20 protein-coding genes and 1 tRNA gene are annotated in these 22,776 nt (G+C 68.0%); 13 read left to right on the top strand and 8 right to left on the bottom strand.

Annotation, left to right across the window (positions count from 1 at the left end; all coding sequences use genetic code 11):
- Positions 1-158: 158 nt before the first annotated feature.
- The 6 genes from ACN5KJ_RS02080 to ACN5KJ_RS02105 form a co-directional block, all read right to left on the bottom strand.
- Positions 159-1,307: an enolase C-terminal domain-like protein gene (locus ACN5KJ_RS02080; protein ID WP_418591863.1), complete on the bottom strand. Its 1,149-nt coding sequence runs from the start codon at positions 1,305-1,307 to the stop codon at positions 159-161.
- The gene (locus ACN5KJ_RS02085; protein WP_418591864.1) at positions 1,304-2,191 is read right to left on the bottom strand and encodes an alpha/beta hydrolase; all 888 of its coding nucleotides are present in this window, start codon (positions 2,189-2,191) and stop codon (positions 1,304-1,306) included. Before ACN5KJ_RS02085 ends, ACN5KJ_RS02080 begins: the two co-directional genes overlap by 4 nt.
- Positions 2,188-3,870, bottom strand: a complete 1,683-nt coding sequence (locus ACN5KJ_RS02090; protein WP_418591865.1) for an ABC transporter ATP-binding protein — start codon at positions 3,868-3,870, stop codon at positions 2,188-2,190. The genes ACN5KJ_RS02085 and ACN5KJ_RS02090 overlap by 4 nt, the downstream gene beginning before the upstream one ends.
- Positions 3,871-4,332: 462 nt before the next feature.
- On the bottom strand, positions 4,333-5,529 hold the full coding sequence (locus ACN5KJ_RS02095; protein ID WP_418591866.1) for an ABC transporter permease: 1,197 nt from the start codon (positions 5,527-5,529) through the stop codon (positions 4,333-4,335).
- Positions 5,522-6,508: an ABC transporter permease gene (locus ACN5KJ_RS02100; RefSeq protein WP_347167360.1), complete on the bottom strand. Its 987-nt coding sequence runs from the start codon at positions 6,506-6,508 to the stop codon at positions 5,522-5,524. The genes ACN5KJ_RS02095 and ACN5KJ_RS02100 overlap by 8 nt, the downstream gene beginning before the upstream one ends.
- A gap of 210 nt (positions 6,509-6,718) precedes the next feature.
- Positions 6,719-8,638, bottom strand: coding sequence for an ABC transporter substrate-binding protein (locus tag ACN5KJ_RS02105; protein ID WP_418591867.1), 1,920 nt, complete (start codon positions 8,636-8,638; stop codon positions 6,719-6,721).
- 125 nt (positions 8,639-8,763) lie between these two features.
- Between ACN5KJ_RS02105 and ACN5KJ_RS02110 the strand changes: the two genes are divergently transcribed.
- From ACN5KJ_RS02110 to ACN5KJ_RS02135, 6 genes are read left to right on the top strand one after another with little or no spacing between them, the layout of a single operon-like run.
- Positions 8,764-9,495: a FadR/GntR family transcriptional regulator gene (locus ACN5KJ_RS02110; RefSeq protein ID WP_418591868.1), complete on the top strand. Its 732-nt coding sequence runs from the start codon at positions 8,764-8,766 to the stop codon at positions 9,493-9,495.
- 2 nt (positions 9,496-9,497) lie between these two features.
- On the top strand, positions 9,498-10,373 hold the full coding sequence (locus ACN5KJ_RS02115; protein WP_418591869.1) for an SMP-30/gluconolactonase/LRE family protein: 876 nt from the start codon (positions 9,498-9,500) through the stop codon (positions 10,371-10,373).
- Between the two features lie 6 nt (positions 10,374-10,379).
- Positions 10,380-11,558 (top strand): mandelate racemase/muconate lactonizing enzyme family protein, encoded by a 1,179-nt coding sequence (locus tag ACN5KJ_RS02120; RefSeq protein ID WP_418591870.1) that lies wholly within the window; start codon positions 10,380-10,382, stop codon positions 11,556-11,558.
- Complete coding sequence (locus tag ACN5KJ_RS02125; protein ID WP_418591871.1) at positions 11,555-12,376, top strand: alpha/beta hydrolase family protein; 822 nt, start codon at positions 11,555-11,557, stop codon at positions 12,374-12,376. The genes ACN5KJ_RS02120 and ACN5KJ_RS02125 overlap by 4 nt, the downstream gene beginning before the upstream one ends.
- Positions 12,377-12,393: 17 nt before the next feature.
- The gene (locus tag ACN5KJ_RS02130; RefSeq protein ID WP_418591872.1) at positions 12,394-13,194 is read left to right on the top strand and encodes an NAD-dependent epimerase/dehydratase family protein; all 801 of its coding nucleotides are present in this window, start codon (positions 12,394-12,396) and stop codon (positions 13,192-13,194) included.
- A 43-nt stretch (positions 13,195-13,237) separates the two neighbouring features.
- Positions 13,238-14,140, top strand: coding sequence for a 5-dehydro-4-deoxyglucarate dehydratase (locus ACN5KJ_RS02135; RefSeq protein ID WP_347168045.1), 903 nt, complete (start codon positions 13,238-13,240; stop codon positions 14,138-14,140).
- 203 nt (positions 14,141-14,343) lie between these two features.
- Here the strand turns inward: ACN5KJ_RS02135 and ACN5KJ_RS02140 are convergent, their stop codons facing one another.
- Both ACN5KJ_RS02140 and ACN5KJ_RS02145 read right to left on the bottom strand, forming a co-directional pair.
- Entirely contained in the window at positions 14,344-15,060 is a 717-nt protein-coding gene (locus ACN5KJ_RS02140) for a response regulator (RefSeq protein WP_418591873.1), read from the bottom strand.
- Positions 15,057-16,232, bottom strand: coding sequence for a GAF domain-containing sensor histidine kinase (locus ACN5KJ_RS02145; protein ID WP_418592223.1), 1,176 nt, complete (start codon positions 16,230-16,232; stop codon positions 15,057-15,059). Before ACN5KJ_RS02145 ends, ACN5KJ_RS02140 begins: the two co-directional genes overlap by 4 nt.
- A 377-nt stretch (positions 16,233-16,609) precedes the next feature.
- On the opposite strand from ACN5KJ_RS02145, the gene ACN5KJ_RS02150 reads away from it, so the two are divergent.
- The 7 genes from ACN5KJ_RS02150 to ACN5KJ_RS02180 all read left to right on the top strand — a co-directional run bounded on the left by ACN5KJ_RS02150 (position 16,610) and on the right by ACN5KJ_RS02180 (position 22,761).
- Positions 16,610-17,623 carry a substrate-binding domain-containing protein gene (locus tag ACN5KJ_RS02150; RefSeq protein WP_418591874.1) on the top strand — a complete coding sequence of 338 codons (1,014 nt, stop codon included), beginning with the start codon at positions 16,610-16,612 and terminating at the stop codon, positions 17,621-17,623.
- 116 nt (positions 17,624-17,739) lie between these two features.
- Positions 17,740-19,152 (top strand): sugar ABC transporter ATP-binding protein, encoded by a 1,413-nt coding sequence (locus ACN5KJ_RS02155; protein WP_418591875.1) that lies wholly within the window; start codon positions 17,740-17,742, stop codon positions 19,150-19,152.
- Positions 19,149-20,078, top strand: a complete 930-nt coding sequence (locus ACN5KJ_RS02160) for an ABC transporter permease (protein WP_418591876.1) — start codon at positions 19,149-19,151, stop codon at positions 20,076-20,078. Before ACN5KJ_RS02155 ends, ACN5KJ_RS02160 begins: the two co-directional genes overlap by 4 nt.
- On the top strand, positions 20,075-21,031 hold the full coding sequence (locus ACN5KJ_RS02165; protein ID WP_418591877.1) for an ABC transporter permease: 957 nt from the start codon (positions 20,075-20,077) through the stop codon (positions 21,029-21,031). Before ACN5KJ_RS02160 ends, ACN5KJ_RS02165 begins: the two co-directional genes overlap by 4 nt.
- The gene (locus ACN5KJ_RS02170; RefSeq protein WP_418591878.1) at positions 21,028-21,960 is read left to right on the top strand and encodes an SMP-30/gluconolactonase/LRE family protein; all 933 of its coding nucleotides are present in this window, start codon (positions 21,028-21,030) and stop codon (positions 21,958-21,960) included. The genes ACN5KJ_RS02165 and ACN5KJ_RS02170 overlap by 4 nt, the downstream gene beginning before the upstream one ends.
- Positions 21,961-22,070: 110 nt before the next feature.
- Positions 22,071-22,147 (top strand) — tRNA-His (locus ACN5KJ_RS02175).
- Between the two features lie 389 nt (positions 22,148-22,536).
- Positions 22,537-22,761, top strand: coding sequence for a hypothetical protein (locus tag ACN5KJ_RS02180; protein ID WP_418591879.1), 225 nt, complete (start codon positions 22,537-22,539; stop codon positions 22,759-22,761).
- Positions 22,762-22,776 lie beyond the last annotated feature (15 nt).

Genomic DNA, 22,776 nt, shown 5'->3' on the forward strand with positions numbered 1-22,776 from the left:
GGTCAATCAGGGCGAATGTCAGGGCGAACGGTCGGTTAACGGGTGTTTCGGAGTGTCCCTCTCCCTACCGCCCTTCATCCTGAAGCGATTCGGTGGAGAAAGGGTTCAGGCGGCCCGGTGCGACAGCGGCCGGTCCGGGCGGGGTGGCGCGGCAGGGGTCAGACAAGGTTGCCCTCGATGTAATCCCAGTTCAGATCCTGCCCCAGCCCCGGGTCTTCGCGGCCATGCACGTAGCCCTCGGCATCCATCTCGTCGTCGATGCGGTTCTGGTAGGCCTTGGGCTCGTCGTAGTCGATGAAGGGGTGCAGCAGCCCGCGCTCGTAGTAGCTGGTGTTGTGGATCGCCAGCGCGACCGAGAGGTTTGCGGCGCCGGTGCCGTGCATCTCGCAACTCATGTGAAAGCTCTCGGCCATGTTCGCGCATTTCATCGCGGGGGTGATGCCGCCCATGTCCCAGACCCCGGCGCGGACGATGTCGCAGGCCTCGTGCCGGACCCATTCGGCGCGGGTCCAGTGCTTGCCGGTCATGGTCTCGGGGCCGAGGATGTTCAGTTTCGTCTTCGCGGTCAGCCACTTGAACGAGGACATCGAGGCCTCTTCCATCGGCTCTTCCATCCAAGCGAAGTCCAGTTCCGCCAGCTTGTCGGCCAGCCACAGGACCTCTGTCCGGGTGTAGAAGTGGTGCGGGTCCAGCATCAGCGGCACCTCCGGCCCCAGCGTCTCGCGCACGGCGGCGCAGGCGCGGTAGTCCTTCCTGACGTCCGGCGCGCCGGGGACGGGGGGCATCCAGCCGTGCAGCTTGACCGCCTTGTAGCCGCGCGTGTTCACCAGCCAGTCGGCGAAGCGGGCGTAGTCCTCGGGCGTGGCGAGGCCGTTTTCCAGATCGTCGCCGCACATGGTCGAGCCATAGGCGAGGATCTTTGGCCGCGCCCCGCCCAGCAGCTTCCAGACCGGCATCCCGGCGGCCTTGCCCTTCAGGTCCCACAGCGCGAGGTCCACCGCCGCCAGCACGCGGTCGGTCAGCAGCCCGGCGCCAAGGCGCTGCCACTTGTAGACCTTGTACCAGAGCGCTTCGGTGCAGAGCGGGTCCTGCCCGATCAGGTTGGGCCGCACGAAGCGGTCCAGCAGCGCCTCGGACACATCCGCCGTGCGGGTGACGATATGGCCGGAGAGGCCTTCGTCGGTCTCGATCGACAGGATGGCGCTGGTGGTCTGCGAGACCGGGCCAGGGTGGCCGTGGCCATCGCTGTCGCGCACGGTGTTGGTGCTGTGCCGGAAGGTCCGGGCGGTGATGGCGGTGATCTTCATGCGGTCGTCTCCTTGGTCCCGATCCCTGCAAGGAAGGCGCAGGCCCGGGCGATGGCGGCATCGGTGGCGGGCACGAGGCGACCGCGATTGATGAAGCCGTGGGTCACGCCGGGTTCGACGTGGTAGTCTGTGCGCACGCCGGCGGCGCGCAGGGCCTCGGCAAAGGCGCGGTTGTCGTCGAGCAGCACGTCGTGTTCGGCGGCGATGATCGCCGTGTCCGGCAGGCGGCCCAGGTCATCCGACAGGACCGGCGTGATCAGCGGCTCTGAGGCGGCGCGGCCCTTGGGGTCGTAGTGGCCGAAAAGCTCCATCATGCGGGCGCGGGTCAGGCCGGGGCCGTCGCGGTAGCGGGTGTAGCTGTCGCTGTCGAAGTCGCAGCCCAGCACGCCGTAGAAGATCAGCAGCCCCGCGAAGCGCCCCGGGTCGGACCTCAGCGCGGCGGCGGCGGCAAGGTTGCCGCCCGCCGAGGCGCCGCCGATGACCAGCGGCCCGGTCAGGCCAAGCGCCGCGCCCTCACTCTCGATCCAGCGGGCGGCGGCGAGGCAATCCTCCAGTCCCGCCGGGAAGGGATGCGCGGGCGCGAAGCGGTAGCTGATCGAGACCACGTTGGCGCACGCCCCGGCGGCCAGACCGCGTGCCGAGTAGTCGTGCAGCTCGATGGAGCCGCCGACCCAGCCGCCGCCGTGGATGTAAAGCAGCACCGGCGCGCCCTCCGCGCCGCCCCGGTAGAGGCGCAGCCGCTGCGGCTGGCCCGCGCCGCCGGGGTAGGAAAGCTCTTCCGAGGGCACATCCGCGCCGCCCTGCGACCAGTAGACCCCGGCCTCTTCGGGGGTGAGGGTGGCTTCTTTCTGAAGGGCTTCGGCAATGCCTTGGGCAAGGTTCATCGGGCGGACTCCGTGTAGCGGTGGCGCTGGCGGGTGCCGCGCAGGGTGGGGTCGGGGATCGGCACGGAGGACAGCAGCGCCCGGGTATAGGGGTGCTGCGGGTCGGTGATGACCTGCTCGGTCTCGCCGATCTCGACGATCTGGCCACGATACATCACCGCCACCCGGTCGCAGAAATAGCGGATCACCGCCATGTCGTGGCTGATGAAGAGGAAGGACAGCCCCATCTCGGCCTGCAACTGCAGCAAGAGGTCCAGCACCTGCGTGCGGATCGAGACATCCAGCGCCGAGGTCGGCTCGTCCGCGATCACCAGCTTCGGGTCCAGCGCAATGGCGCGGGCCACGACGATGCGCTGCCGCTGGCCGCCGCTGAAGGCATGCGGATAACGCTCCATCATGCCCGGGTCGAGGCCCACGTCGGTCAGCAGCTTCGCGACGCGGTTCTCGAGGTCCCGCCCCTTGGCGAGGCCGTTCACCACCAGCGGCTCGGCCACGATCTGCTTGACCGTCATGCGGGGGTTGAGGCTGGCAAAGGGGTCCTGAAAGATCATGCGGATCTGGCGCCGGGCATCCCGAAGCGCGCGCCCCTCGGCGGTGACAAGGTTCTGGCCCGCGTAGTCGATCTGCCCCTTGGGGTCGTAGACCCGCGCGATGCAGCGCCCCACGGTGGTCTTGCCGGAACCGCTTTCGCCGACAATCCCCAGCGCCTCGCCCTCGCGCAGGGTGAAGGACACGCCGTCCACCGCGCGGGTCACATCGGTCACGCGCTGGAAGAAGCCTTCCTTCTTCTCGAAATGCAGGTGCAGGTCGTCGACCGTCAGGATGGGCCGCGCGTCCGGGGCGGGGCGGACCTTGGCGGTGGCGGGTTCCTCCAGCCGGCGCACGGCGCCCAGCAGGCGCTGCGTATAGGGGTGCTGCGGCGCGGCAAACAGGCGGAAGGTCTCTCCCTGCTCGACGACGTGGCCCTTTTCCATGACCACCACCTCGTCGGCGATTTCGGCCACCACGCCCATGTCGTGGGTGATGAACATGATCGCCATACCCAGGTCGCGCTGGAGGTCGCGCATCAGGTCGAGGATTTCGGCCTGTGTCGTCACGTCCAGCGCCGTGGTCGGTTCGTCCGCGATCAGCACGTCCGGGCGGCAGGCCAGTGCCATGGCGATCATGGCGCGCTGCCGCATCCCGCCGGAGTACTCGAAGGCGTAGCGGTCCACGGCCTTCTCGGGCTTGGGGATTTCCACCTGCGCCAGCGCGTCCACCGCCATCCGCCGCGCGGTCTTCTTGTCGACGTCGCGGTGCAGGCGGATCGCCTCGACGATCTGGTTGCCGATGGTGTGGACCGGCGAGAGGGAGGACATGGGTTCCTGAAAGATCATCCCGATGCGTCCGCCCCGGATACGGCGGATCTCGCGCCCGCGCGGGTCCATGGCGGTCAGGTCCATGGGCTCCGTCCCGTCGGGCGAGAACAGCACCCGGCCGCCGTTGATGACACCGGGGCGGGGCACCATGTTGAGGATCGTGCGCGCGGTGACCGACTTGCCGGACCCGCTTTCGCCGACGATGCAGGTGGTTTTGCCGCGATGCAGGTCGAAGGACACGCCGTGCAGCACGTCCACCACGCCCCTGCGGCTGGAAAAGCCGACGTTGAGGTCCTGAACCTGGATGATGGGGGCGGTCATGGGCGGGCCTCCGATGGGGTGAACGACGCGCAGTCCTGATCGGATGCCGGGTGCCACGCCAGCGCATGCGCCATGCCCGACCTCGGGAGGGCCGTTGCGCGGGGCGAACCGATACGGGCGCAGACCACCGGGCTTGCCGAGCCTGACCTCTGTGGGACATATGCCCTCCCGACACGCCATAGGCGTGCCGACCTCGATCGGCGCCCCTTTGGGGCGACGGGGAGGTCGGGCATGGCGCATGCGCGCCGTGTTGCGCGGGGGTTCGGAGGTTCGACACCCCGCCGGCCGATGCCGTAGTCACTTCGCTGGCGCCGCGCCATGCGAACCGCAAAAGGGTCGGGCATGGCACATGCGCGCCTTGTTTCAAACGGCGTCACGGGTCGTGCTTTATGCCGGACTCCAGCGCTCGAAGGTCTGCCTGCCGGGGCTGTCCGACCCTTTTTGCGAACTGACATCACACCCTCACTGCGCATAGGGGTCGGCGGCATCGCGCATGCCGTCTCCGAGGAAGTTGAAGGCCAGCACCGCGATGACCACGAAGCCGCCGGGGATGAAGAGCCAGGGCGCCTGCGAAATCGAGACGATGTTCTGCGCCTCCTTCAGCAGCACGCCCCAGGATATCGCGGGCGGCTGCAACCCGAGGCCGAGGAAGGACAGGCCGGTTTCCGCAAGGATCATCAGCGGGATCGCCAGCGTCAGCGAGGCGATGATATGCGAGGTCAGCGAGGGCAGCATGTGGCGGAAGATGATCCGCCGCTCGGACGCGCCGTCCAGCCGCGCCGCGATGACGAAATCGTCGTTCTTCATGGCAAGGAAGCGGCCCCGCACCACGCGGCCCAGTTCTGTCCAGCCGACCAGCGACACGATCAGCGTGATCACGAAATACTGCTGGTAGATCGGCCATGACGGCGGCAGGGCGGCGGCCAGCGCCAGCCAGATGGGGATCGTCGGCAGCGACAGCACGAACTCGATCAGCCTTTGGATCACCATGTCCACGCGCCCCCCGTAATAGCCCGAGAGGCCCCCCAGCGCGATGCCGAGGACCAGCGAGATCGCCACCCCCACCAGCCCGATCGACATGGAAATCCGGGTGCCGTAGATCACCCGGCTGAACATGTCGCGGCCCAGCCGGTCCGCCCCGAAGAGAAAGAACTTCTCGCGCGGCTCGACGGTGGCGAAGAGGTGGCGCTGGGCGTTCCAGAGGCCCCAGAACTTGTAGTCTTCGCCCTTGCCGAAGAGCGTCAGGTAGATCTTTTCCTCGGTCTGCACGTAGGTGATCTTCAGCGACTGCGGGTCGCGCTGGCGGTCCATCTTCCAGACGTAGGGGCGGATGCGGGTGCCGTCTTCGGTGCTGTCGATGAAATGGATCATCTGCGGCGGATGGTAGATCGCGCGCCGGTTCTGCCTGGTCGGATCGGCGGGCGCGACGAACTCGGCAAAGAGCGACAGCAGGTACAAGAGCCCGATCACCCAGAGGCCCGCCATGGCCAGCTTGTGCCGCCTGAAGGCCCACCAGGTCAGCTGCGCCTGCGAGGCGATGGCGACGCGGTCCATGTCGCGCTCTGCCGCGATGGCGGGGGCGTCGTGGACCGGGGTGTCGGCGGGCAGCGCCGTGCCGTGGGGCGCGTCGAGCGCGGGATCCTTCGCGCTGTTACTCATAGCGGACCCTCGGGTCGAGAAGGACGAGAAGGATGTCCGAGATCAGCATCCCGATGACGGTCAGCGAGGACAGCAGCAGCACGAAGGCCCCGGCGAGGTACATGTCCTGAGACAGGAGCGCCTGCAGCATCAGCGGCCCGGCGGTGGGCAGCGACAGCACGATGGCGGTGACCACGGCGCCCGATACGAGGTTCGGCAGCACCCAGCCGATGGTCGAGACGAAGGGGTTCAGCGCCACGCGCACCGGGTATTTCATGATCAGCGCGAATTCCGACATGCCCTTGGCGCGGGCGGTGTCGACATAGGGCTTGTTCAGCTCGTCCAGGAGGTTGGCGCGCATCACGCGGATCAGCGAGGCGGTGGCCGAGGTGCCCAGCACGACGATCGGTAGCCAGAGGTGCTCGACGAGGTTCAAGAACTTGGCCCATGACCATGGCGCGTTCTGGTATTCGGGGCTGAAGAGGCCGCCGACGTCGGTGCCGAAATGGACGACGCCCACATACATCAGGATCAGCGCCAGCAGGAAGTTCGGCGTCGCCAGCCCGATGAAGCCGATGGTGGTGGCGATGTAGTCGCCGACGGAGTACTTGCGCACCGCGGAATAGACGCCGATGGGAAAGGCCACGGCCCAGGTGAACAGAAGCGTCGAGAAGGACAGCAGCACCGTCAGCGCCATGCGGCCCCAGACGAGGTCAGAGACCGGCTGGCGCCATTCGAAGGACATGCCGAAGTCGCCCTGCAACAGGTTTCCGACCCATTTGAAATACTGCACGTAGAGCGGCTGATCCAATCCGAAGCGTGCCCGCAGGTTCTGGATCGAGGCCTGATCCAGCACCTCGTTCGATTCCCCCAGCTTGGCGATATAGGTGGTCAGGTAGTCCCCCGGCGGCGCCTGGATCAGCAGGAAGGCCACGATGGAGACCGCGAAGAGGAAGGGAACCATCCAGAGAAGGCGTTTGAGGATGAAGCGCCAGATCATGCGGGGAACCTTTGGGCAATGCGGCAGCGGGGCAGGGCCTTGTGCCGCGGTTGGGGGCGGTGTCGGGCCGCAGGCCGGCCTGCGGGGTCGCGGCGGCGGGCCGAAGCCTCTGGCCCGGACGATTGCAGAGCGCGGGGCCGGGCCGGCACTCCCCCGCCCGCAAGGGGCGAGGGGCGCGGTCCGGGCGGCGCTATCGACGCACCTGCGCCCCTACTCCGCGTAGTAGTAGGTCTGCGGCAGGGTCGGGCCCGGGTCGGGGTACATCCACGATCCCGGCAGCGCCCCCGGCACGTTGCGCAGCCTGGCGTTCACCACGCCGTAGGTCGAGGGCCGCGTCGCCACGCCGATAATCTCGAATTCGTCCGCGGCGATCTGGTGGATCTGGCGGAAGATCTCCTGCGCCTTCTCCGGATCGGCCTCGCCCTTGAACCGGTCGTAGAGCGCCAGCCGTTCCTTCATGCTTGCCGAGGGTTCTTCCCCGTCGGAGCCGCCGGTCAGGTACCAGCGCGCCCATGGAATGGCGAACCACGAGGCCTGCGGGTGGATCGACAGCACGTCGCGGGGCGACAGCGTCGGGTCCAGACCGCCCGGCGCGCCCCAGACCATGAAGTCATGCTCGTTGGCCTCGCCGCGCGAGTAGTAGATCGACCGTTCCACCGAATTCGCCGTCAGGCCGACGCCGATCTCTTCCCACTGCTCGCGGATGATCTCGAGGTTGTCGCCCCATGCCGGGACCTCGACGCCGGTATAGCTGACGTTGAACTCGAACCGGCGGCCATCGGGCAGCAGGCGAAAGCCCTCGTCGTCCCGCTCGGTAAAGCCCTCGGCATCCAGCATCGCGTTCGCGCGGTCGGGGTCGTACTCGGTGTGTTGCTTGCCCAGCTGCTCGTTATACAGCGGATGCTGCGGCAGCGGACCGATCTGGTAGGGCTCCGACTGGCCCTGATAGACGATGTCGATGATCTCGTCCCGGTCGATCCCCAGCGACAGGGCGATGCGCACGTTCTTGTTGCGGATCACTTCGCGCATCACCGGGTCCTTGTGGGTGTGGTTGAAGTGGATCGCCATGTCGTTGGCATCCGCGCTGGTCCGCTCATAGAGCTTGTAGCCGCCCTTTTCCTGGTTCTCGAACAGCACCGGCACGTTCTGAAGGTTGGTCAGACGCCGGGCCTGCATGTCGACATTGCCCGCGATGGCCTCGAGCAGGATGGCCTGCGCATCGCCCGAGACGCCCCATTGCAGCGTGTCCACGTAGGGCAACTGGTTGCCCTCGGTGTCGACCTGCCAGAAGTAGGGATTGCGCTCCATGATGACCTGCGTGGACCCGGCGGTGTAGCCGTCCCCCGTCACCACCCACGGGTCCAGCGTCGGACGCTCGGCATTGCCCCAGCGGTTGGGCGCCTCGACTTCGCCGCAGCGCAGGCGGAAGAGCGCGGGCCAGTCCTCGACGGCCTCGGTTTCGTCCACCATGGCCTGCACGTCGTCGTTGTAGGCGGGATGGAACTGCTGGCAGTAGTGCTTGGCCCAGATCACCGGTTCCTGCGCCAGCGGCGTCGCCAGTTCGGTCAGGAAGGTGCCGTAGGGCGCCGCGAAGCTCAGCACGACGGTGGTGTCGTCGATCTTCTCGGCCTGCATCGGCTGCCCGTCGATGACGAAGCGGGCCGGGGCGTTGGGATAGAATTCCTTGTTGTTCAGCAGGTCGTTGACGAAGAAGACGATGTCGTCGGCGGTGAAGGGTGCGCCGTCCGACCATTTCATGCCTTCGCGCAGGTGGAAGGTGAAGGCGCTGCTGTCCTCGTTGACCTCCCAGCTTTCGGCGACATTGGGGATCACCTCGGAGAAGTCGGGCGACCAGCGCGTCAGGCCCTGCGGCGAGACGAAGCGCAGGATCGAGTTGTGGTCGTTCGACCCGGACAGAAAGCGGCGGATGGTGCCGCCGTAGCTGCCGATGCTGTCCAGCGGCGTAATGACCTCGGGGCTGGCAGGCAGGCGGTCGTCGACCGGGGGCAGGTCGCCCGCCTCGACGCGGTCCGCCAGCATCGGGGCCTCTTCGTAGGCCAGCGCCGCGAGGGGCGCGCAGAGCGCCGTCACGGCCACCCCCGCAAGCGCGGTGGTTCTCCATGTCTTCATCGGTTTCTCTCCTCCCTGGATGCCGGGCTTTGCGCCTCGACCTCGGTAGTCCTGCATTTGAATGACAGCTTGTCAAACATATTATGGCATGTTGTAAGGTCGTCCTGGGTGCTATCGAGGATGCCATGACAGGGATCGCAACAAACGAACCGGGGGCCGAGAAGGGCAGGGAGCGCGCTGGCGGGCGGCTGGAGGATCGCGTCTTCGGCAAGCTGCGCGAGGCAATTCGCTCTGGCACCTACAGCCTTGGCGACCGGCTGCCCTCGGAGATGGAGCTGGCGCAGGAGTACGGCGTGTCGCGCCCGGTGCTGCGCGGCGCCCTGTCGCGGCTGCGCGAAGAGGGGCTGATCGTCTCCCGGCAGGGCGCCGGGTCTTTCGTCAGCAGTGGGCTGCAGGCCTCGGGCGAGGGCTTCGGGCCGCTCGACTCGGTCGACGACATCGCCGCCTATTTCGCTTACCGCAGGCTGCTGGAGGCCGAGGCCGTGGCCCTTGCGGCCCTGCGCGCGACGCCGGCGGATCTGGCCGAGCTGCGCGGTCACATGGCGGACATGGCGGCGCTTGTCGAGGTTGGCACCGCGACCATCGAGCCGGACCTGCTGTTTCACCAGAAAATCGCCGAGTTGTCGGACAACCGGTTCCTGGTTGACAGTGTCGCGATGCTCCGGCCTCACATGGTCTTCATCGGGCGCTTTGTGCGGTCCCTGGGCAGCACCGGCTACGCGCGAGGCAAGGCTGCGATGTCGGATGAGCACGAAGACATCGTCCGGGCACTGGAAGCCGGCGATGCAACGGCCGCGCGGGCGGCGATGGTCGCGCATATCGACCGGTCGCAGCGGCGCGTCTTCAAGGGAGAATGAGCATGGATCCGAAGATCACCTGTGTCGCGCCGACGCGCAGCACGGTCGGCGAGGGCGCCGTCTGGGACGACTGCGAGAACGTGCTGTGGTGGGTCGATATTCCGGCGGGCATTGTCTACCGCTACGATCCCGCGACCGGCGAGAACCGCGCGCATGAGGTGGGCGAACCGGTCGGCTGCCTCGCCCTGCGCGAGGCGGGGGGCATGGTGCTGGCGACGAAGTCGGGCTTCTGGTTCTGGGACCCGGAGACCGGCGAGAAGACTGCGATCCACGACCCCGAGGCGCATCTGCCGGAAAACCGCTTCAATGACGGCACCACGGACGGGCAGGGACGGTTCTGGGCCGGCACCATGAAGGACGGCGGCGACCCGCAGGCGCGCGGCACCTTCTACCGGCTAGACCCGGACCTGACGGTGACGGCATGGCGCGGCGGCATCTGGACGACGAACGGGCTGGCCTTCAGCCCCGACGGCAAGACCATGTACCACTCCGACAGCAACGCCCGGGTGCGCACGATCTACGCCTGCGACTACGACAGGGAAACCGGCACGCCGGGGGCCGTGCAGGTCTTTCGCGACACCAACGGCCTGCCCGGGCGCCCGGATGGCGGCACGGTGGATGCCGAGGGCTGCTATTGGCAGGCGGGCATCGAGGGCTGGCAGTTGTACCGCTATTCGCCCGAGGGCGCGGTGATCCTGACCGTCGACATGCCCATCGAGAAGCCCTCGAAGCCGATGTTCGGCGGCGAAAAGCTGGATGTGCTTTACGTGACCTCGCTGGGCGTGCCGGACGACCCGAAGCAGCCCGAGGCCGGATCGCTGTTCTCGGTCGAGGGGCTGGGCATTCGCGGCGTGCCGCAGACCCGCTTCGCAGGGTAACGGCCCATGAAGATCACCGGTCTGCGCAGCTTCATGGCCCGCGACGGCAACCGCCCCCGGGTGATCGTGGCACTGGATACCGACGCAGGCATCACCGGCTGGGGCGAGTGTTACAACCATGGCCCCGACCGGGCGCTGCCGCCGCTGCTGGATTACCTCTTCGGGCAGATCGAGGGCGAGGACCCGCGCCGGATCGAGCGGATCATGCTGAAGCTCTACCAGCATACACGCTTTCCCCCCGGCGCGCTGGGGCTGGCGGCCATGTCCGCCATCGACCATGCGCTCTGGGACATCTCGGCCAGGGCCCTGGGCGTGCCGGTCTACCAATTGCTGGGCGGCACGGTGCGCGACCGGGTGCGCGTCTACCTCGGCGTCTACTCGGCGCCCGGTGCGGAACAGCTGCGCGACCATTGCGCGGCGGCGCATCAGGCCTACGGGCTGAATGCCTTCAAGCTGTCGCCCTACCGCGCCGACATCCATGCCGAGCCATGGGGCAGGGTGATCACGCAGACGGTGGACTGGGTCGAAGAGGTCGCAGACCTCTGCCCCGACTGGGAATTCGCCTTCGACGCGCACGCCCGCATCTTCGAGCCCTGGCAGGCGCAGCAACTGGGCAATGCGCTGGCGCCCTTTCACCCACTCTTCTTCGAGGAACCCATCCGCCCCGAGAACATCGAGGCATGGGGGCGGCTGAAATCGCAGCTGACGGTGCCGCTGGCCACGGGCGAAAGCCTGTACTCCAGGTTCGAGTTCCTGCGGCTTTTGCAATGCGCGGGCGCCGACATCATCCAGCCCGACATCTGCGCCGTCGGCGGCCTCTTGGAGATGCGCAAGATCGCCACGATGGCAGAGGCCTTCTACGTGCCGGTCGCGCCGCACAATCCGATGGGACCGCTGGCGACGGCGGTGAACCTGCATTTCGCCGCCGCCTGTCCGAACTTCAAGATCCTCGAATACCGGCTGCCCGGCACCGCGGCCTTCCTTGGCCGCGAGCTGGCGCAGGTGGACGAGGCGGCGGGTTACGTCAAGGACCCCTACCTGCCGGTGGATGGCTACCTCGAATTCCGCCCAGACCGGCCCGGCTGGGGTGTCGAGATCGACGAGGACTACCTGAAGACCGACCGCTACATCCACTGGGAACGCAAACTGCCCATCCGCCCCGACGGATCGACGGGCTACACATGACCGAGGCCGCTGCCCTGCGCGCGACCCTGCGCCGCCTGCTGGCGCTGGAGCCCGAGGCCCTGCCGCCCGAGCACAGCTTTCTGGTGCCCGAAGGCGAGGGCCCCTTTCCGGCGGTGCTCTATGCGCATCTGCACGGCGGGCACTACCACCTCGGGCGGCGCGAGTTGACCGAGGGCTGGCGCTGCCTGCAAGGCCCCTATGCGCCGGACCTTCTGGCGGCGGGCTACGCGGTGCTTTGTATCGACATGCCCGGTTTCGGCGCGCGGCAGGGCGAGGGCAACGAGGGCGCGCTGGCCAAGGCGGCGCTCTGGCAGGGGCGCACGCTGATGGGCCGGATGCTGGGCGAATTGCAGGCGGGCTTCGACTGGCTGGCGGCGCATCCGAAGGTGGACGCGGGCAGGATCGCCACGCTGGGCCTGTCCATGGGCGGCACCCACGCCTATTGGCTGGCCGCTCTGGAACCGCGCGTCGCCGCCGTGGCGCAGCTTTGCGTGCTGGCCGATATCGGCCCGATGATCCGCGACGGGTCCTTCGACAAACACAACCACTACATGACCGTGCCGGGGTTCCTGCGCCATGCCGAAATGGGTGACGTGGCCGGGCTGGTCGCGCCGCGCCCGCAGCTTGTCTGTCACGGCGCGGCCGACGCCCTGACGCCGGAACCGGCGCGCGGCCATGCTCTGACGCGCCTGCGCGCAGCCTATGGCGGGTCCGAGGCGCTGGAGCTGTTCACCGCGCCCGGCGCGGGTCACGAAGAGACACCGGACATGCGCCGCAGGGTGCTGGATTTCCTGTCCCGGACCATCGGGCAGGAGTGAAATCAATGGGAGGAACCATGCTGAACCGACTTCTGATCACCGGGGCCAACGGCAATCTGGGGCGCGAGATGCGTACGCGCCTGACGCATCTGGCAAAGACCATCCGCCTGTCCGACCGGGGCGACCTTGGCGCGGCGCAGGCGCATGAAGAGCTGATGCCCTGCGATCTGGGCGACAAGCAGGCCGTGGAAGAGCTGGTCGAGGGCTGCGACGGTATCCTCCACCTTGGCGGGCAATCGGTCGAGGCGCCCTGGGAGGTGATCCGCAACGCCAACCTCGACGGCATGTTCAACCTCTACGAGGGCGCCCGGAAATCGCGCGTTACGCCGCGCATCATCTTCGCCTCGTCCAACCACGCCATCGGCTTTCACAAGCAGACGGAACGGCTGGACGCCAGGTCCGTCACCCGGCCCGACGGGCTCTATGGCGTGTCCAAGGTCTTTGGCGAGGCCATCGCCAGCATGTATCACGACAAGTTCGGGATCGAGACGGCCAGCGTGCGCATCGGCTCGTGTTTCCCCGAGCCCAAGAACCACCGGATGCTGTCCACATGGATGAGCCACGAAGATTTCGTGCGCCTGATCGAGCGGATCTTCATCACGCCGCGCCTCGGCTGCCCGATCATCTACGGAGCCTCGGCCAATGCGGCGTCCTGGTGGGACAACCGCGAGGTGGCCTACCTGGGCTGGACCCCGCAGGACAGTTCCGAGCCCTTCCGCGCCAAGATCGACGCCGAGATGGACCCGCCGAAGGGCGACGATGCGAACGCCCTCTACCAGGGTGGCGGCTTCTGCGCCGACGGCATTCACGAAGACTGACCCATTCCTCAAACCGAACGATTCAAGGAAGATACGAGCCATGATTGCCCCGACCGAGCTGCGCGACATCATCCGATCCGGCCTGCTGTCCTTCCCCGTCACGCCCTTCGACGCTGACGACAATTTCAACCCGACCGCCTTCTCGGCCCATCTGGAATGGCTGAGCCCGCACAAGATCGCGGGGCTGATCGTTGCCGGCGGCACCGGAGAGCTGTTCTCGTTGTCGCCCGCCGAGGTGGTCGAGGTGGTCAGGACCGCCCGCGCCGCACAGCCCGGCCAGCCGGTGCTTGCCGGCTGCGGCTATGGCACGAAGATGGCCTGCGACATGGCCCGCGCCATCGAAGCGGCGGGCGGCGACGGCATCCTGTTGCTGCCGCACTACCTGATCGGCGCGCCGCAGGACGGGATCGAGGCGCATATCCGCGCGGTCTGCAAATCCACCGACATGGGGGTGATCGTCTACAACCGCGGCCAGTCGGTCTGTTCCGCCGACACGCTGGCGCGACTGGTCGAGGATTGCCCGAACCTGATCGGCTTCAAGGACGGCACCGGCGACATCGACACGGTCAAGCGCATCACCGTGACCCTTGGCGAGCGGCTGGCCTATATCGGCGGCATGCCCACGCATGAGCTCTTCGCACAGGCGGTGCGCGGCGCGGGCGTGGACACCTATTCCTCGGCCGTGTTCAACTTTGTCCCCGAGACCGCGCTGGAATTCCACGCCGCCTTCAAGGCGCATGACGATGCCAAATGCGAGCAGATGCTGCGCGATTTCTACTATCCGTTTGCCAAGATCCGTGACCGCAAGACCGGCTACGCCGTCTCGGCCATCAAGGCGGGTGTCAGCCTGCGCGGCTTCGACACCGGGCCGGTGCGCAGGCCGCTGACCGACCTGACCGAGGAAGAGCGCGGCATGATGATGGCGCTGATCGGGGATCGAAAGTGACGGTTTGAGAACCGGTTTCGCCTCGCTTGCGCGCGGCGACCGGCCGGGGGCTTTGCCCCCGGACCCCCAAGGTATTTGCTGGACCAAAGAAGGATGGGGCGCGGTCCCTCCGTCTTCTTTGGTCCGAAAATACCTCGGGGAGTGCGAGGGGCGGAGCCCCTCGTTCCCCCGGTCACCCCTGGGGCGGATGCGGTGCGTAGGACCTAGCTGCGCGACGATCGCCAGCGTTCGAAGTCTCTTTGCGCGGCTTCCAGGGTCTCGATGTTCAGCGTTCGCGTCACCAGCGCGCGGTTCAGGGCGCGCACGCGTTTGTTCAGCGGGCGGTCGGTTTCGCAGTCGTCGTCCACGCCCAGCTTGTCGTAGAGCGCCAGAAGCCGGTTCTGGACGGTGCGCAGGGACATGCCGCGCCGCTCGGCGATGAGCTTGTCCTGCAAGCCGATCGAGAGGTCCAGCAGCACCGCGTATTCGCTGTCGTCGAGCGCATTGCGCGGGGTGGCGGCGCGGCGTTGCAGGCGGTGGATCTCGCGGTCCACCATGATCTGGCCCTCGATCAGCACCGCGCGCAGCGCCAGTTTCAGCCGGTCGCGCGGCGCGGTCTTGAGCACGTAGCCATAGGCGCTGTCCTCGGGCACGATGGCGGCGATGCCGCGCAGGTAGGCCTCGTCCGCGTAGTTCGACCAGAACAGGATGCGCGTCTCGGGGCGCTCCTGCCAGAGCGTGCGCGCCGCCTCGATGCCGTTGCGGCGGGCCATGCGCAGGTCCATGACCACCGCCTCTATGCCGATGGTCCGTGCCTCTTTTTCGGCCTCTTCGCCGTGCAGCGCGTGGTAGATCTCTGTCACCTCGGGCAGGGCCTCGGCCAGTGTATCCTCCATGTAGGAGGCGTGGAACTGGTCGTCCTCGACAAGCAGGACCTTCATTGCGGCGCCTCCAGCGTGACCGTGACGGTTGTCCCGCCGTCGCCGGTGATCTCGAGCCTGGCCGAGATCAGCCGCGCCCGCGTGCGCATATGCGACAGGCCCGACTGCCGGGCGGGCGTTGGCGGGATGCCGCAGCCGTCGTCGCGGATCGTCACCGCAAGCGCGCCGGGGGCGGGGCGGGCGACGGTGACGCGGATCTGCGCGGCGCCGGCGTGCCGGGTGGCGTTGTTGACCGCCTCCTGCACGATGCGGAAGAGCGCGGTGCGCACGGTGGGGTCGAGCCGGTCGGGCGCGCCATCGGTGCCGTCATCCACCGCGGTCCGCGCCCGGCCCGAGGCGGCGCGTTCGAGATGGACCCGGACCGCATGGGCAAAGCCGAAGAGGTCCAGCAGCGTCGGCACGGCGGTGTCGATGATCCGCCGCAGGTCGTCGATGGTGTCGCGCAGCCGCGCCGCAAGCTCGGATGCGGGCAGGGGCCGGTCGCCGGTCGCCTCGCGCAAGAGCCGCGAGAGATCGGCGAGCGTCTGGTCGTGCAGGTCCATGCCGACGCGCTGCCGCTCCTGCTCCAGCTGCTGGGTGAGTTCCAGCGCGCCCTGCCGCAGGCCCTCGTCGCTGGCGCGCGCCAGCTCGATGCTGCGGGCGCCGCGCCGGATGCGTTCGGCCTGATGCAGGGCGTGCACATGCGGCGCCAGCGTGTCCGCGATGTCCCGGGCGCGGGCCACGGTTCCCGCGTCGTAGAGCCCCTGCGTCGAGTGCGACAGGTTCAGCGTTCCGATCAGCCGCCCCTGTATGCGCATCGGCACGTTCACCCGGGCGCGCAGGGCGTGGTTCAGGATGGGTTCGCAGGAGGCGCCTGGGTAGGTGTAGCGCGGGTCCGTGGTGGCGTCCTCGGCCAGCATGACATCGCAGGCGCCGGTCAGGATGTCGCGGATCGGCGCGTGATCGACCCGGCCCGAGGCGCGCGACCAGCGGGTGCGGATGCCGGTCTCGTAGCTGACGACCCAGCCGGGACGGTCGAGCAGGCAGATGTCCGCATGGGTGAAGGGGATTGCCGAGGCGATCTCTGCCGCAACCGAGTCGAGCGCCCGGGTGATGCTGCTGCGCCGGTCCAGCGCCCTGTCGATGCGCGCGCAAAGGCCGTCCTGCGGCAGGGTCAGGGTGTTTTCGGCTATGTCTCCTCCGGGCGGGTCGCGGGGGTCGGGTTGCGCGTCCCTGCAACCTTGCCCCCCGAATGGCGGAAAGGGAACAGCCGAACCCGCAAGCCTCTTGCGGGAACCCGCAAGCGTTCTGCGGGTCGCTGCCTTTACAGCCGGGGCCCGGGGGCTTCACGATTGCCGCGTCGCAGGGGCTGCCGTGAAGCCGGTCGCCTGACGACACGGGAGGAGGCGCGGCACAGGCGCCGTGGGACACGGGTGTGCGCGCTGCGCTCGTCCGAAGGCCGCGCGGCAGCGTGCGGCCGGCATTCTGCGCGGAGACGCGCAATCGCTATGCCGCGCGGGAGAGGCGCGGTGCACATGATGCGCGGAGACACGCGCAAGGGAGGACTGACATGAAAAGGCTCTTTCTGGGCGCGGCGACGCTGGCCCTGATGGCGGGCGCCGTCTCGGCGCAGGACGCGGACACCAGCGGCAAGCGCATCGCGCTGTCGAACAACTACGCGGGCAACTCGTGGCGGCAGGCGATGCTGTCGACCTTCCAGGAGACCGCCGATCAGGCCGTCGCGGAGGGTGTCGTGGCCGCTGCCGACCCCTATACCACCTCGGAAAACCAGGCGACCGAACAGGCCGCGCAGATCCAGAACATGATCCTGCAGGGCTATGACGCCATCGTGCTGAACGCCGCCTCTCCGACCGCTCTGAACGGCGCGGTCAAGGAAGCCTGCGACGCCGGGCTGGTGGTTGTCAGCTTCGACGGCATCGTGACAGAGCCCTGCGCCTGGCGCATCGCGGTGGATTTCGCCGCCATGGGCAAGGAAGAGGTGGACTATCTCGCGGGCCGTCTGCCGGAGGGCGGCAACCTGCTGGAGATCCGCGGCCTCGCGGGGGTCTTCGTCGACGACGAGATCTCCAAGGGCATCCACGCGGGCGTGGCCGAGCATGACCAGTTCGAGATCGTCGGCTCGGTGCATGGCGACTGGGCGCAGGACGTGGCGCAGAAGGCGGTGGCGGGCATCCTGCCCTCGCTGCCCGAGGTCGTGGGTGTCGTGACGCAGGGCGGTGACGGCTACGGCGCGGCGCAGGCCTTTGCCGCCGCGGGCCGCGACACGCCGCTGATCGTGCTGGGCAACCGTCAGGACGAGCTGAAATGGTGGGCCGAGCAGCGCGACGCCAACGGCTATGAGACGCTGTCGCTGTCGATTGCGCCGGGCGTGGCCTCGCTGGCCTTCTGGGTGTCGCAGCAGATCCTCGCGGGCGAAGAGGTGCCGAAGGACCTGACCGTGCCCTTCCTGAAGATCACGCAGGACACGCTGGACGAGGCGCTGGACACGACGCCCGAGGGTTCGGTCGCCAATGTGTCCTATGCGCTGGAAGACGCGCAGCAGGTCATCGCGGAGGCAAAGTGAGCCGGAACGGCAAATTTCATCGATGAAATTTGCAAAAGGTGTCCACACCTTTTGACACCGCCCCTCGCGCGCGACGCGCGGGGGGCACGCGACAGCCCTTGGGACGAGCGAAGACCATGACAGCGACAGAGGGCCTGCCCATCGTCACATTGACGGGGGCGGCGAAGCATTTCGGCCCGGTGCGGGCGCTGGATGGCGTGGACCTGACGGTCCGGCCCGGCGACTGCCTTGGCCTTGTCGGCCACAACGGCGCGGGCAAATCCACGCTGGTGAATATCGTGAACGGCTCTCTGCCGCCCTCGGGCGGCACGGTGGACTTCCCCGGCGGGCCACAGGGGCTGCGCAGCGTCTTTCAGGAGCTCTCGCTCTGTCCGAACCTGACCGTGGCCGAGAACCTGCGCATCTCGCATCCCGCACTGAAAGGGCCGGGCTGGCGCCGCCCCGCGCGGGCCGAGATCCGCGCGGCGCTGGACGCGGTCTTTCCCGGCCATGGCATCGACGCCGATGCCGAGGTCGACACGCTGTCCATCGCCGAACGCCAGATGGTCGAGATCGCCATCGGCTTCGCCCGCCGGGGCGGGGCCGCGCGGCTGGTGATCCTCGACGAGCCGACCTCCTCGCTGGATGCGGGCATCGCCAAGCAACTGCTGGCGCATATCCGCCGCTTCTGCGCCGGGGGCGGGGCGGTGATCTTCATCTCGCATATGCTGGGAGAGATCTTCGCCGTCGCCAGCCGCATCGTCGTGCTGAAGGACGGCAGGGTGGTCGCCGAGCGGCCCGCCGAGGGCTTCACCCGGCAGGGGCTGGTGGATGCCATGGGCCATGTCGCCACCGAGGAAACCGCCCGCGCCGCCGAGGCCCGCCCGCCGCTGGGCGCGGTCATCCTGCAAGCCGAGGGGCTGGAGGCCCGGCGCGGCGAGGTCGTGGGCCTTTCGGGCCTCGCGGGCCATGGGCAGGCCGCCGCTCTGGCGCGGCTTTATCTTGCGCAGACCTCGGACTGGCGCGCGGGAAAGACCGCGCGCGCGGTCTTCGTCGCCGGCGACCGGCCGCGCGACGGGGTGCTGCCGCTCTGGTCCATCCTGCGCAATATCTCGGTCTCCGTTCTGGGCCGCGACGCGCGGCGCGGGATGGTGAACCGTGAGGCGGAACAGCGCATCGCCGAGGACTGGAAGCGCCGCATCGGCATTCGGACCGGGAACCTCGACAACCCGATCCTCTCGCTCTCGGGCGGCAACCAGCAGAAGGTACTCTTTGCCCGCGCGCTGGCCTCTTACGCGCCCATCGTCGTCATGGACGACCCGATGCGCGGCGTCGACGTGGGCACGAAACAGGACGTCTACGCGATGATCCGCGCCGAGGCCGCGAGGGGCCGCACCTTCCTGTGGTACTCGACAGAGACAGAAGAGGTCTGCCAGTGCGACCGCGTCTTCGTCTTCCGCAACCACCAGATCAGCGCCGAACTGACCGGCGCCGACATCACCGAAGAGAAAATCCTCGAAGCCTCCTTCGAGATGCAGGAGGCCTCGTGAATTTCCTTTCCCGTCACCGGATCATCCTGCCGGTCGTGTCCCTTGCCGTCCTGCTGGCGCTGACCTTCTGGATGCAGCCCCGCGCCATGAGCTATTTCGGCCTGAACCTGCTGTTCAACCTCGCGGTGCCCATCGCGCTGGCGACCATCGCGCAGATGTGCGTGATCATGGTCAACGACATCGACCTGTCGATCGGTGCCTTCGTCAGCCTCGTGGCCTGCGTCACCGCGACCTTCCTGAACGACACGCCCCTGCTGGGGCTGCTGATCCTGCTGGCGCTGATCCTGTCCTACGCGGCCATGGGCGCGGTGATCCACGCGCTGGATCTGCCCGCCATCGTCGTCACGCTGGGCCTGTCCTTCGTCTGGGGCGGGCTGGCGCTGTTCATCCTGCCGACGCCGGGGGGCGCCGCGCCGGGCTGGATCCGCACGCTGATGACGGTGAAGCCGCCGTTCGCCCCCATGGCTGTGGTGGCGGCGGTGCTGATCGCGGCGGTGACGCATGTCATGTTCATCCGCTCGGGCCTTGGCACGGTCCTGCGCGGGGTCGGCGGCAACATGCGCTCCGTCCAGCGGGCGGGGTGGAACGTGATCTACCTCAAGGCGCTGGCCTACGGGCTGGCGGGCCTTTTCGGCGTGCTTGCGGGCATGGCGCTGGTCGGGCTGACCACCTCGGCGGATGCCAATATCGCGCTGCGCTACACCCTGCTCAGCATCGCGGGGGTGATCCTCGGCGGCGGAGAGTTCATCGGCGGCAAGGTCTCTCCGGTGGGGGCGGTAATCGGCGCGCTGACGTTGACGCTGGCGGCCTCTTTCCTGTCCTTCATGCGGCTGTCACCGGACTGGCAGATCGGCGCGCAGGGGGCGATCCTGATCCTCGTGCTGACCGCGCGGCTGCTGTTCGCCCGGAAAGGAGCGGCCGCATGATGACGCGTGCGACCCCGCTTGCCGCCCTCGCGCGCCCCTGGCTCTGGGCCTGGGTCGCCGCCGGGCTGGCCTTTGCCGCGACGCTTGGCCTGACCTCCGGGCGCGGCGCCGGGGAACTGGCCTATGCCGCGCTCAGCTTCGGCGCCTTCGCCGCCATCGTCGGCATGGGGCAGATGCTGGTCATCACGCTGGGGCCGGGCAACGTCGACCTCTCGATCCCGGCGACCATGACGCTTTCTGCCACGCTGGCGCTGAAGGTCATGGGCTCGGACCCCGGCACTGCCCTGCTGGGCCTTGCGGTGGCGCTGGCCGCCGGGCTGGGCGTGGGGCTGGCGAACTTCGCGCTGATCTACCTGCTGCGTCTGCCGCCGATCATCGCCACGCTCGCCGCCTCGCTGATCTACCAGTCGCTTGCGATCTGGTCGAACCGGGGCCTGCGCATCAAGCCGCCCGAGGGACTGGCGGATTTCGCCACCGGGCGCTTCCTCGGCCTGCCCAACGTGGCATGGGTGGGCCTCGTGCTGGCCCTGGCCACATGGGTGGTGCTGGAACGCTCGGTCGCCGGGCGCTGGCTGCTGGCCACGGGGCAGAACCTGCGCGCCGCGCGGCTGGCGGGCATCCCCGTGCAGGCGGTGCGCGCCGTGGCCTATGTCACCGTCGCCCTGTGTGCCGCGCTCGCGGGCTACCTGCTGGCCAGCTTTTCCGGCGGCGCGGCACTGAACATGGGGGCGGAATACCTGCTGATGTCCATCGCCGTGGTCGTCATCGGGGGCTGCTCCATCGCCGGGGGCAACTCCAACGTGCCGGGCATCTGGGGCGCCGCACTCTTCATGTTCCTCGTCGTCTCGATGCTCAACAGCTACGGCGCGGGGGCGGGCGTCCGCAACATCCTCACCGGCGCCATCATTATCGCCATCGTCATCGCCGCCAGCACCCGGAGGTCCCGCCCATGATCACCTTCCCGCCGCACCTTCAGGTGCACGACCCGCGCTTTCTGGAGCTGGTCCACCCCATGGCCAAGCTGGAAAAGATCGCCGAGGGCTTCACATGGACCGAGGGCCCGGTCTGGTTCGGGGACCGCGACTGCCTGCTGTTTTCGGACATCCCCTCGCGCCGTATCCTGCGCTGGTCCGAGAGCGAGGGCCTGTCGACCTACCGCGCCGAGAGCGGCTTCAACAACGGCAACACGCGCGACCGGCAGGGGCGGCTGCTGGGCTGCCGCCATGGCGCGCGCGACGTGGTGCGGACAGAACATGACGGCAGGCTGACGGTTCTGGCGGATCACTTCGAGGGCAGGCGGCTGAACTCGCCGAATGACGTGGTGGTGTCTTCGGACGGCGCGGTCTGGTTCACCGATCCGACCTACGGCATCCTGTCGAACTTCGAGGGCTACCGGGCGGACCCCGAGCAGGCCGCCCACAACGTCTACCGCCTGTCGCCCGAAGGCGACCTGACGGCGGTCGTCAGCGATTTCACCCAGCCCAACGGGCTGTGTTTCTCGCCCGACCAGAGCCTGCTCTACATCGCCGAAAGCGGGTCGAGCCACGACGACACGGTGCCTTCGCATATCCGCGTCTTCGGCGTGGACGGCGGGCGGCTGGTGGATCGCGGGGTCTTTGCCGCCATCGACAAGGGCCTGCCGGACGGGATGCGCTGCGACGTCTTGGGCAACCTCTGGTCCTCTGCCGCCGACGGGGTGCATTGCTTTGCGCCCGACGGCACGCTGCTGGGCAAGATCCTCGTGCCCGAGGTCGTGTCGAACCTCTGTTTCGGCGGCTCGGACGGGCAGCGGCTGTTCATCACCTCGACCACCAGCGTGCATCGCATCTTCGTCGACACCATGGGCGCCGAGCCCTGGACGCGGGGCCATCAGTGCCCGTAGCCCGCCGGCAGATGTCGAGATCAAAAGAGCGTTCAGAAGCTCTTGCGTCCCCGGTTCTGCTTTGCTAACTAGCCGCACGATCCGAATGGGTGTACTGTTCGGGTTCCGGTGCCGCCTTAGCTCAGTTGGTTAGAGCGCCTGATTGTGGATCAGGAGGTCCCCCGTTCGAGCCGGGGAGGTGGTACCATTCTTCTCCCCCGTGACATCGCCGAAAACCGTTGCCGCACCGTGCAGAGGCAGCGCAAGAGCCGCTTGGCCGGGCCCTTGCGGGCCAGAACGGTCCAGTGTCGCCACCGGGGCCGGGCCGCGACACGGTAAGGGCCGGTGCGCCGCGAGTCATGGAAAGGACGCGGAATCGCGCGGTTCGGGGGCTGCCGGGCATTATGCCGGTTCGGACCGCATGGCGATCCGGCAAGCCATGATCAAATTGCAGCCGAATCCGGCGCTCAGGCGGCCAATTCCCGAATTACGGAAATCCCGACCTTGTTCCGGCGTAGGCGCCACGGTTACAATTTCCCGTAAAAGTAGATTTATTGAACAGTGATTCAGTCAAAAAGTGAGTTCGGGGAAGACCTCATGACCGTGACACAGGCGATGGACCGTGCCGCCCGTAAAACCCTCTGTGCCCGCGCCCGAGCGCCCTGTCGTGGTGGGGCGAAGGGCTGCGAGGCCGGGGGCATGCGTTCGGATGCCCGTGCCATCCTGCGCCCGACCGCCGGGGCTGGGGCGTGGTTCGACCGCGTGTCGGCGCCGGATCTCATGGCCTTCCGCAAGCGCCGGGCCGTGGTCCGGGGCGCCTGAAACGGGGGGGGCTGC

It is taken from the genome of Ponticoccus sp. (in: a-proteobacteria) (genome assembly GCF_048381735.1).

Excerpts from the sequence above, each read along its gene's own strand:
- ACN5KJ_RS02130 (WP_418591872.1), top strand. The coding sequence starts at position 12,394 with ATGCTGAACCGACTTCTGATCACCGGGGCCAACGGCAATCTGGGGCGC.
- ACN5KJ_RS02115 (WP_418591869.1), top strand. The coding sequence starts at position 9,498 with ATGGATCCGAAGATCACCTGTGTCGCGCCGACGCGCAGCACGGTCGGC.
- ACN5KJ_RS02180 (WP_418591879.1), top strand. The coding sequence starts at position 22,537 with ATGACCGTGACACAGGCGATGGACCGTGCCGCCCGTAAAACCCTCTGT.
- ACN5KJ_RS02100 (WP_347167360.1), bottom strand. The coding sequence starts at position 6,508 with ATGATCTGGCGCTTCATCCTCAAACGCCTTCTCTGGATGGTTCCCTTC.
- ACN5KJ_RS02120 (WP_418591870.1), top strand. The coding sequence starts at position 10,380 with ATGAAGATCACCGGTCTGCGCAGCTTCATGGCCCGCGACGGCAACCGC.
- ACN5KJ_RS02155 (WP_418591875.1), top strand. The coding sequence starts at position 17,740 with ATGACAGCGACAGAGGGCCTGCCCATCGTCACATTGACGGGGGCGGCG.
- ACN5KJ_RS02165 (WP_418591877.1), top strand. The coding sequence starts at position 20,075 with ATGATGACGCGTGCGACCCCGCTTGCCGCCCTCGCGCGCCCCTGGCTC.
- ACN5KJ_RS02090 (WP_418591865.1), bottom strand. The coding sequence starts at position 3,870 with ATGACCGCCCCCATCATCCAGGTTCAGGACCTCAACGTCGGCTTTTCC.
- ACN5KJ_RS02080 (WP_418591863.1), bottom strand. The coding sequence starts at position 1,307 with ATGAAGATCACCGCCATCACCGCCCGGACCTTCCGGCACAGCACCAAC.
- ACN5KJ_RS02150 (WP_418591874.1), top strand. The coding sequence starts at position 16,610 with ATGAAAAGGCTCTTTCTGGGCGCGGCGACGCTGGCCCTGATGGCGGGC.
- ACN5KJ_RS02085 (WP_418591864.1), bottom strand. The coding sequence starts at position 2,191 with ATGAACCTTGCCCAAGGCATTGCCGAAGCCCTTCAGAAAGAAGCCACC.
- ACN5KJ_RS02105 (WP_418591867.1), bottom strand. The coding sequence starts at position 8,638 with ATGAAGACATGGAGAACCACCGCGCTTGCGGGGGTGGCCGTGACGGCG.
- ACN5KJ_RS02095 (WP_418591866.1), bottom strand. The coding sequence starts at position 5,529 with ATGAGTAACAGCGCGAAGGATCCCGCGCTCGACGCGCCCCACGGCACG.
- ACN5KJ_RS02125 (WP_418591871.1), top strand. The coding sequence starts at position 11,555 with ATGACCGAGGCCGCTGCCCTGCGCGCGACCCTGCGCCGCCTGCTGGCG.
- ACN5KJ_RS02110 (WP_418591868.1), top strand. The coding sequence starts at position 8,764 with ATGACAGGGATCGCAACAAACGAACCGGGGGCCGAGAAGGGCAGGGAG.
- ACN5KJ_RS02140 (WP_418591873.1), bottom strand. The coding sequence starts at position 15,060 with ATGAAGGTCCTGCTTGTCGAGGACGACCAGTTCCACGCCTCCTACATG.
- ACN5KJ_RS02170 (WP_418591878.1), top strand. The coding sequence starts at position 21,028 with ATGATCACCTTCCCGCCGCACCTTCAGGTGCACGACCCGCGCTTTCTG.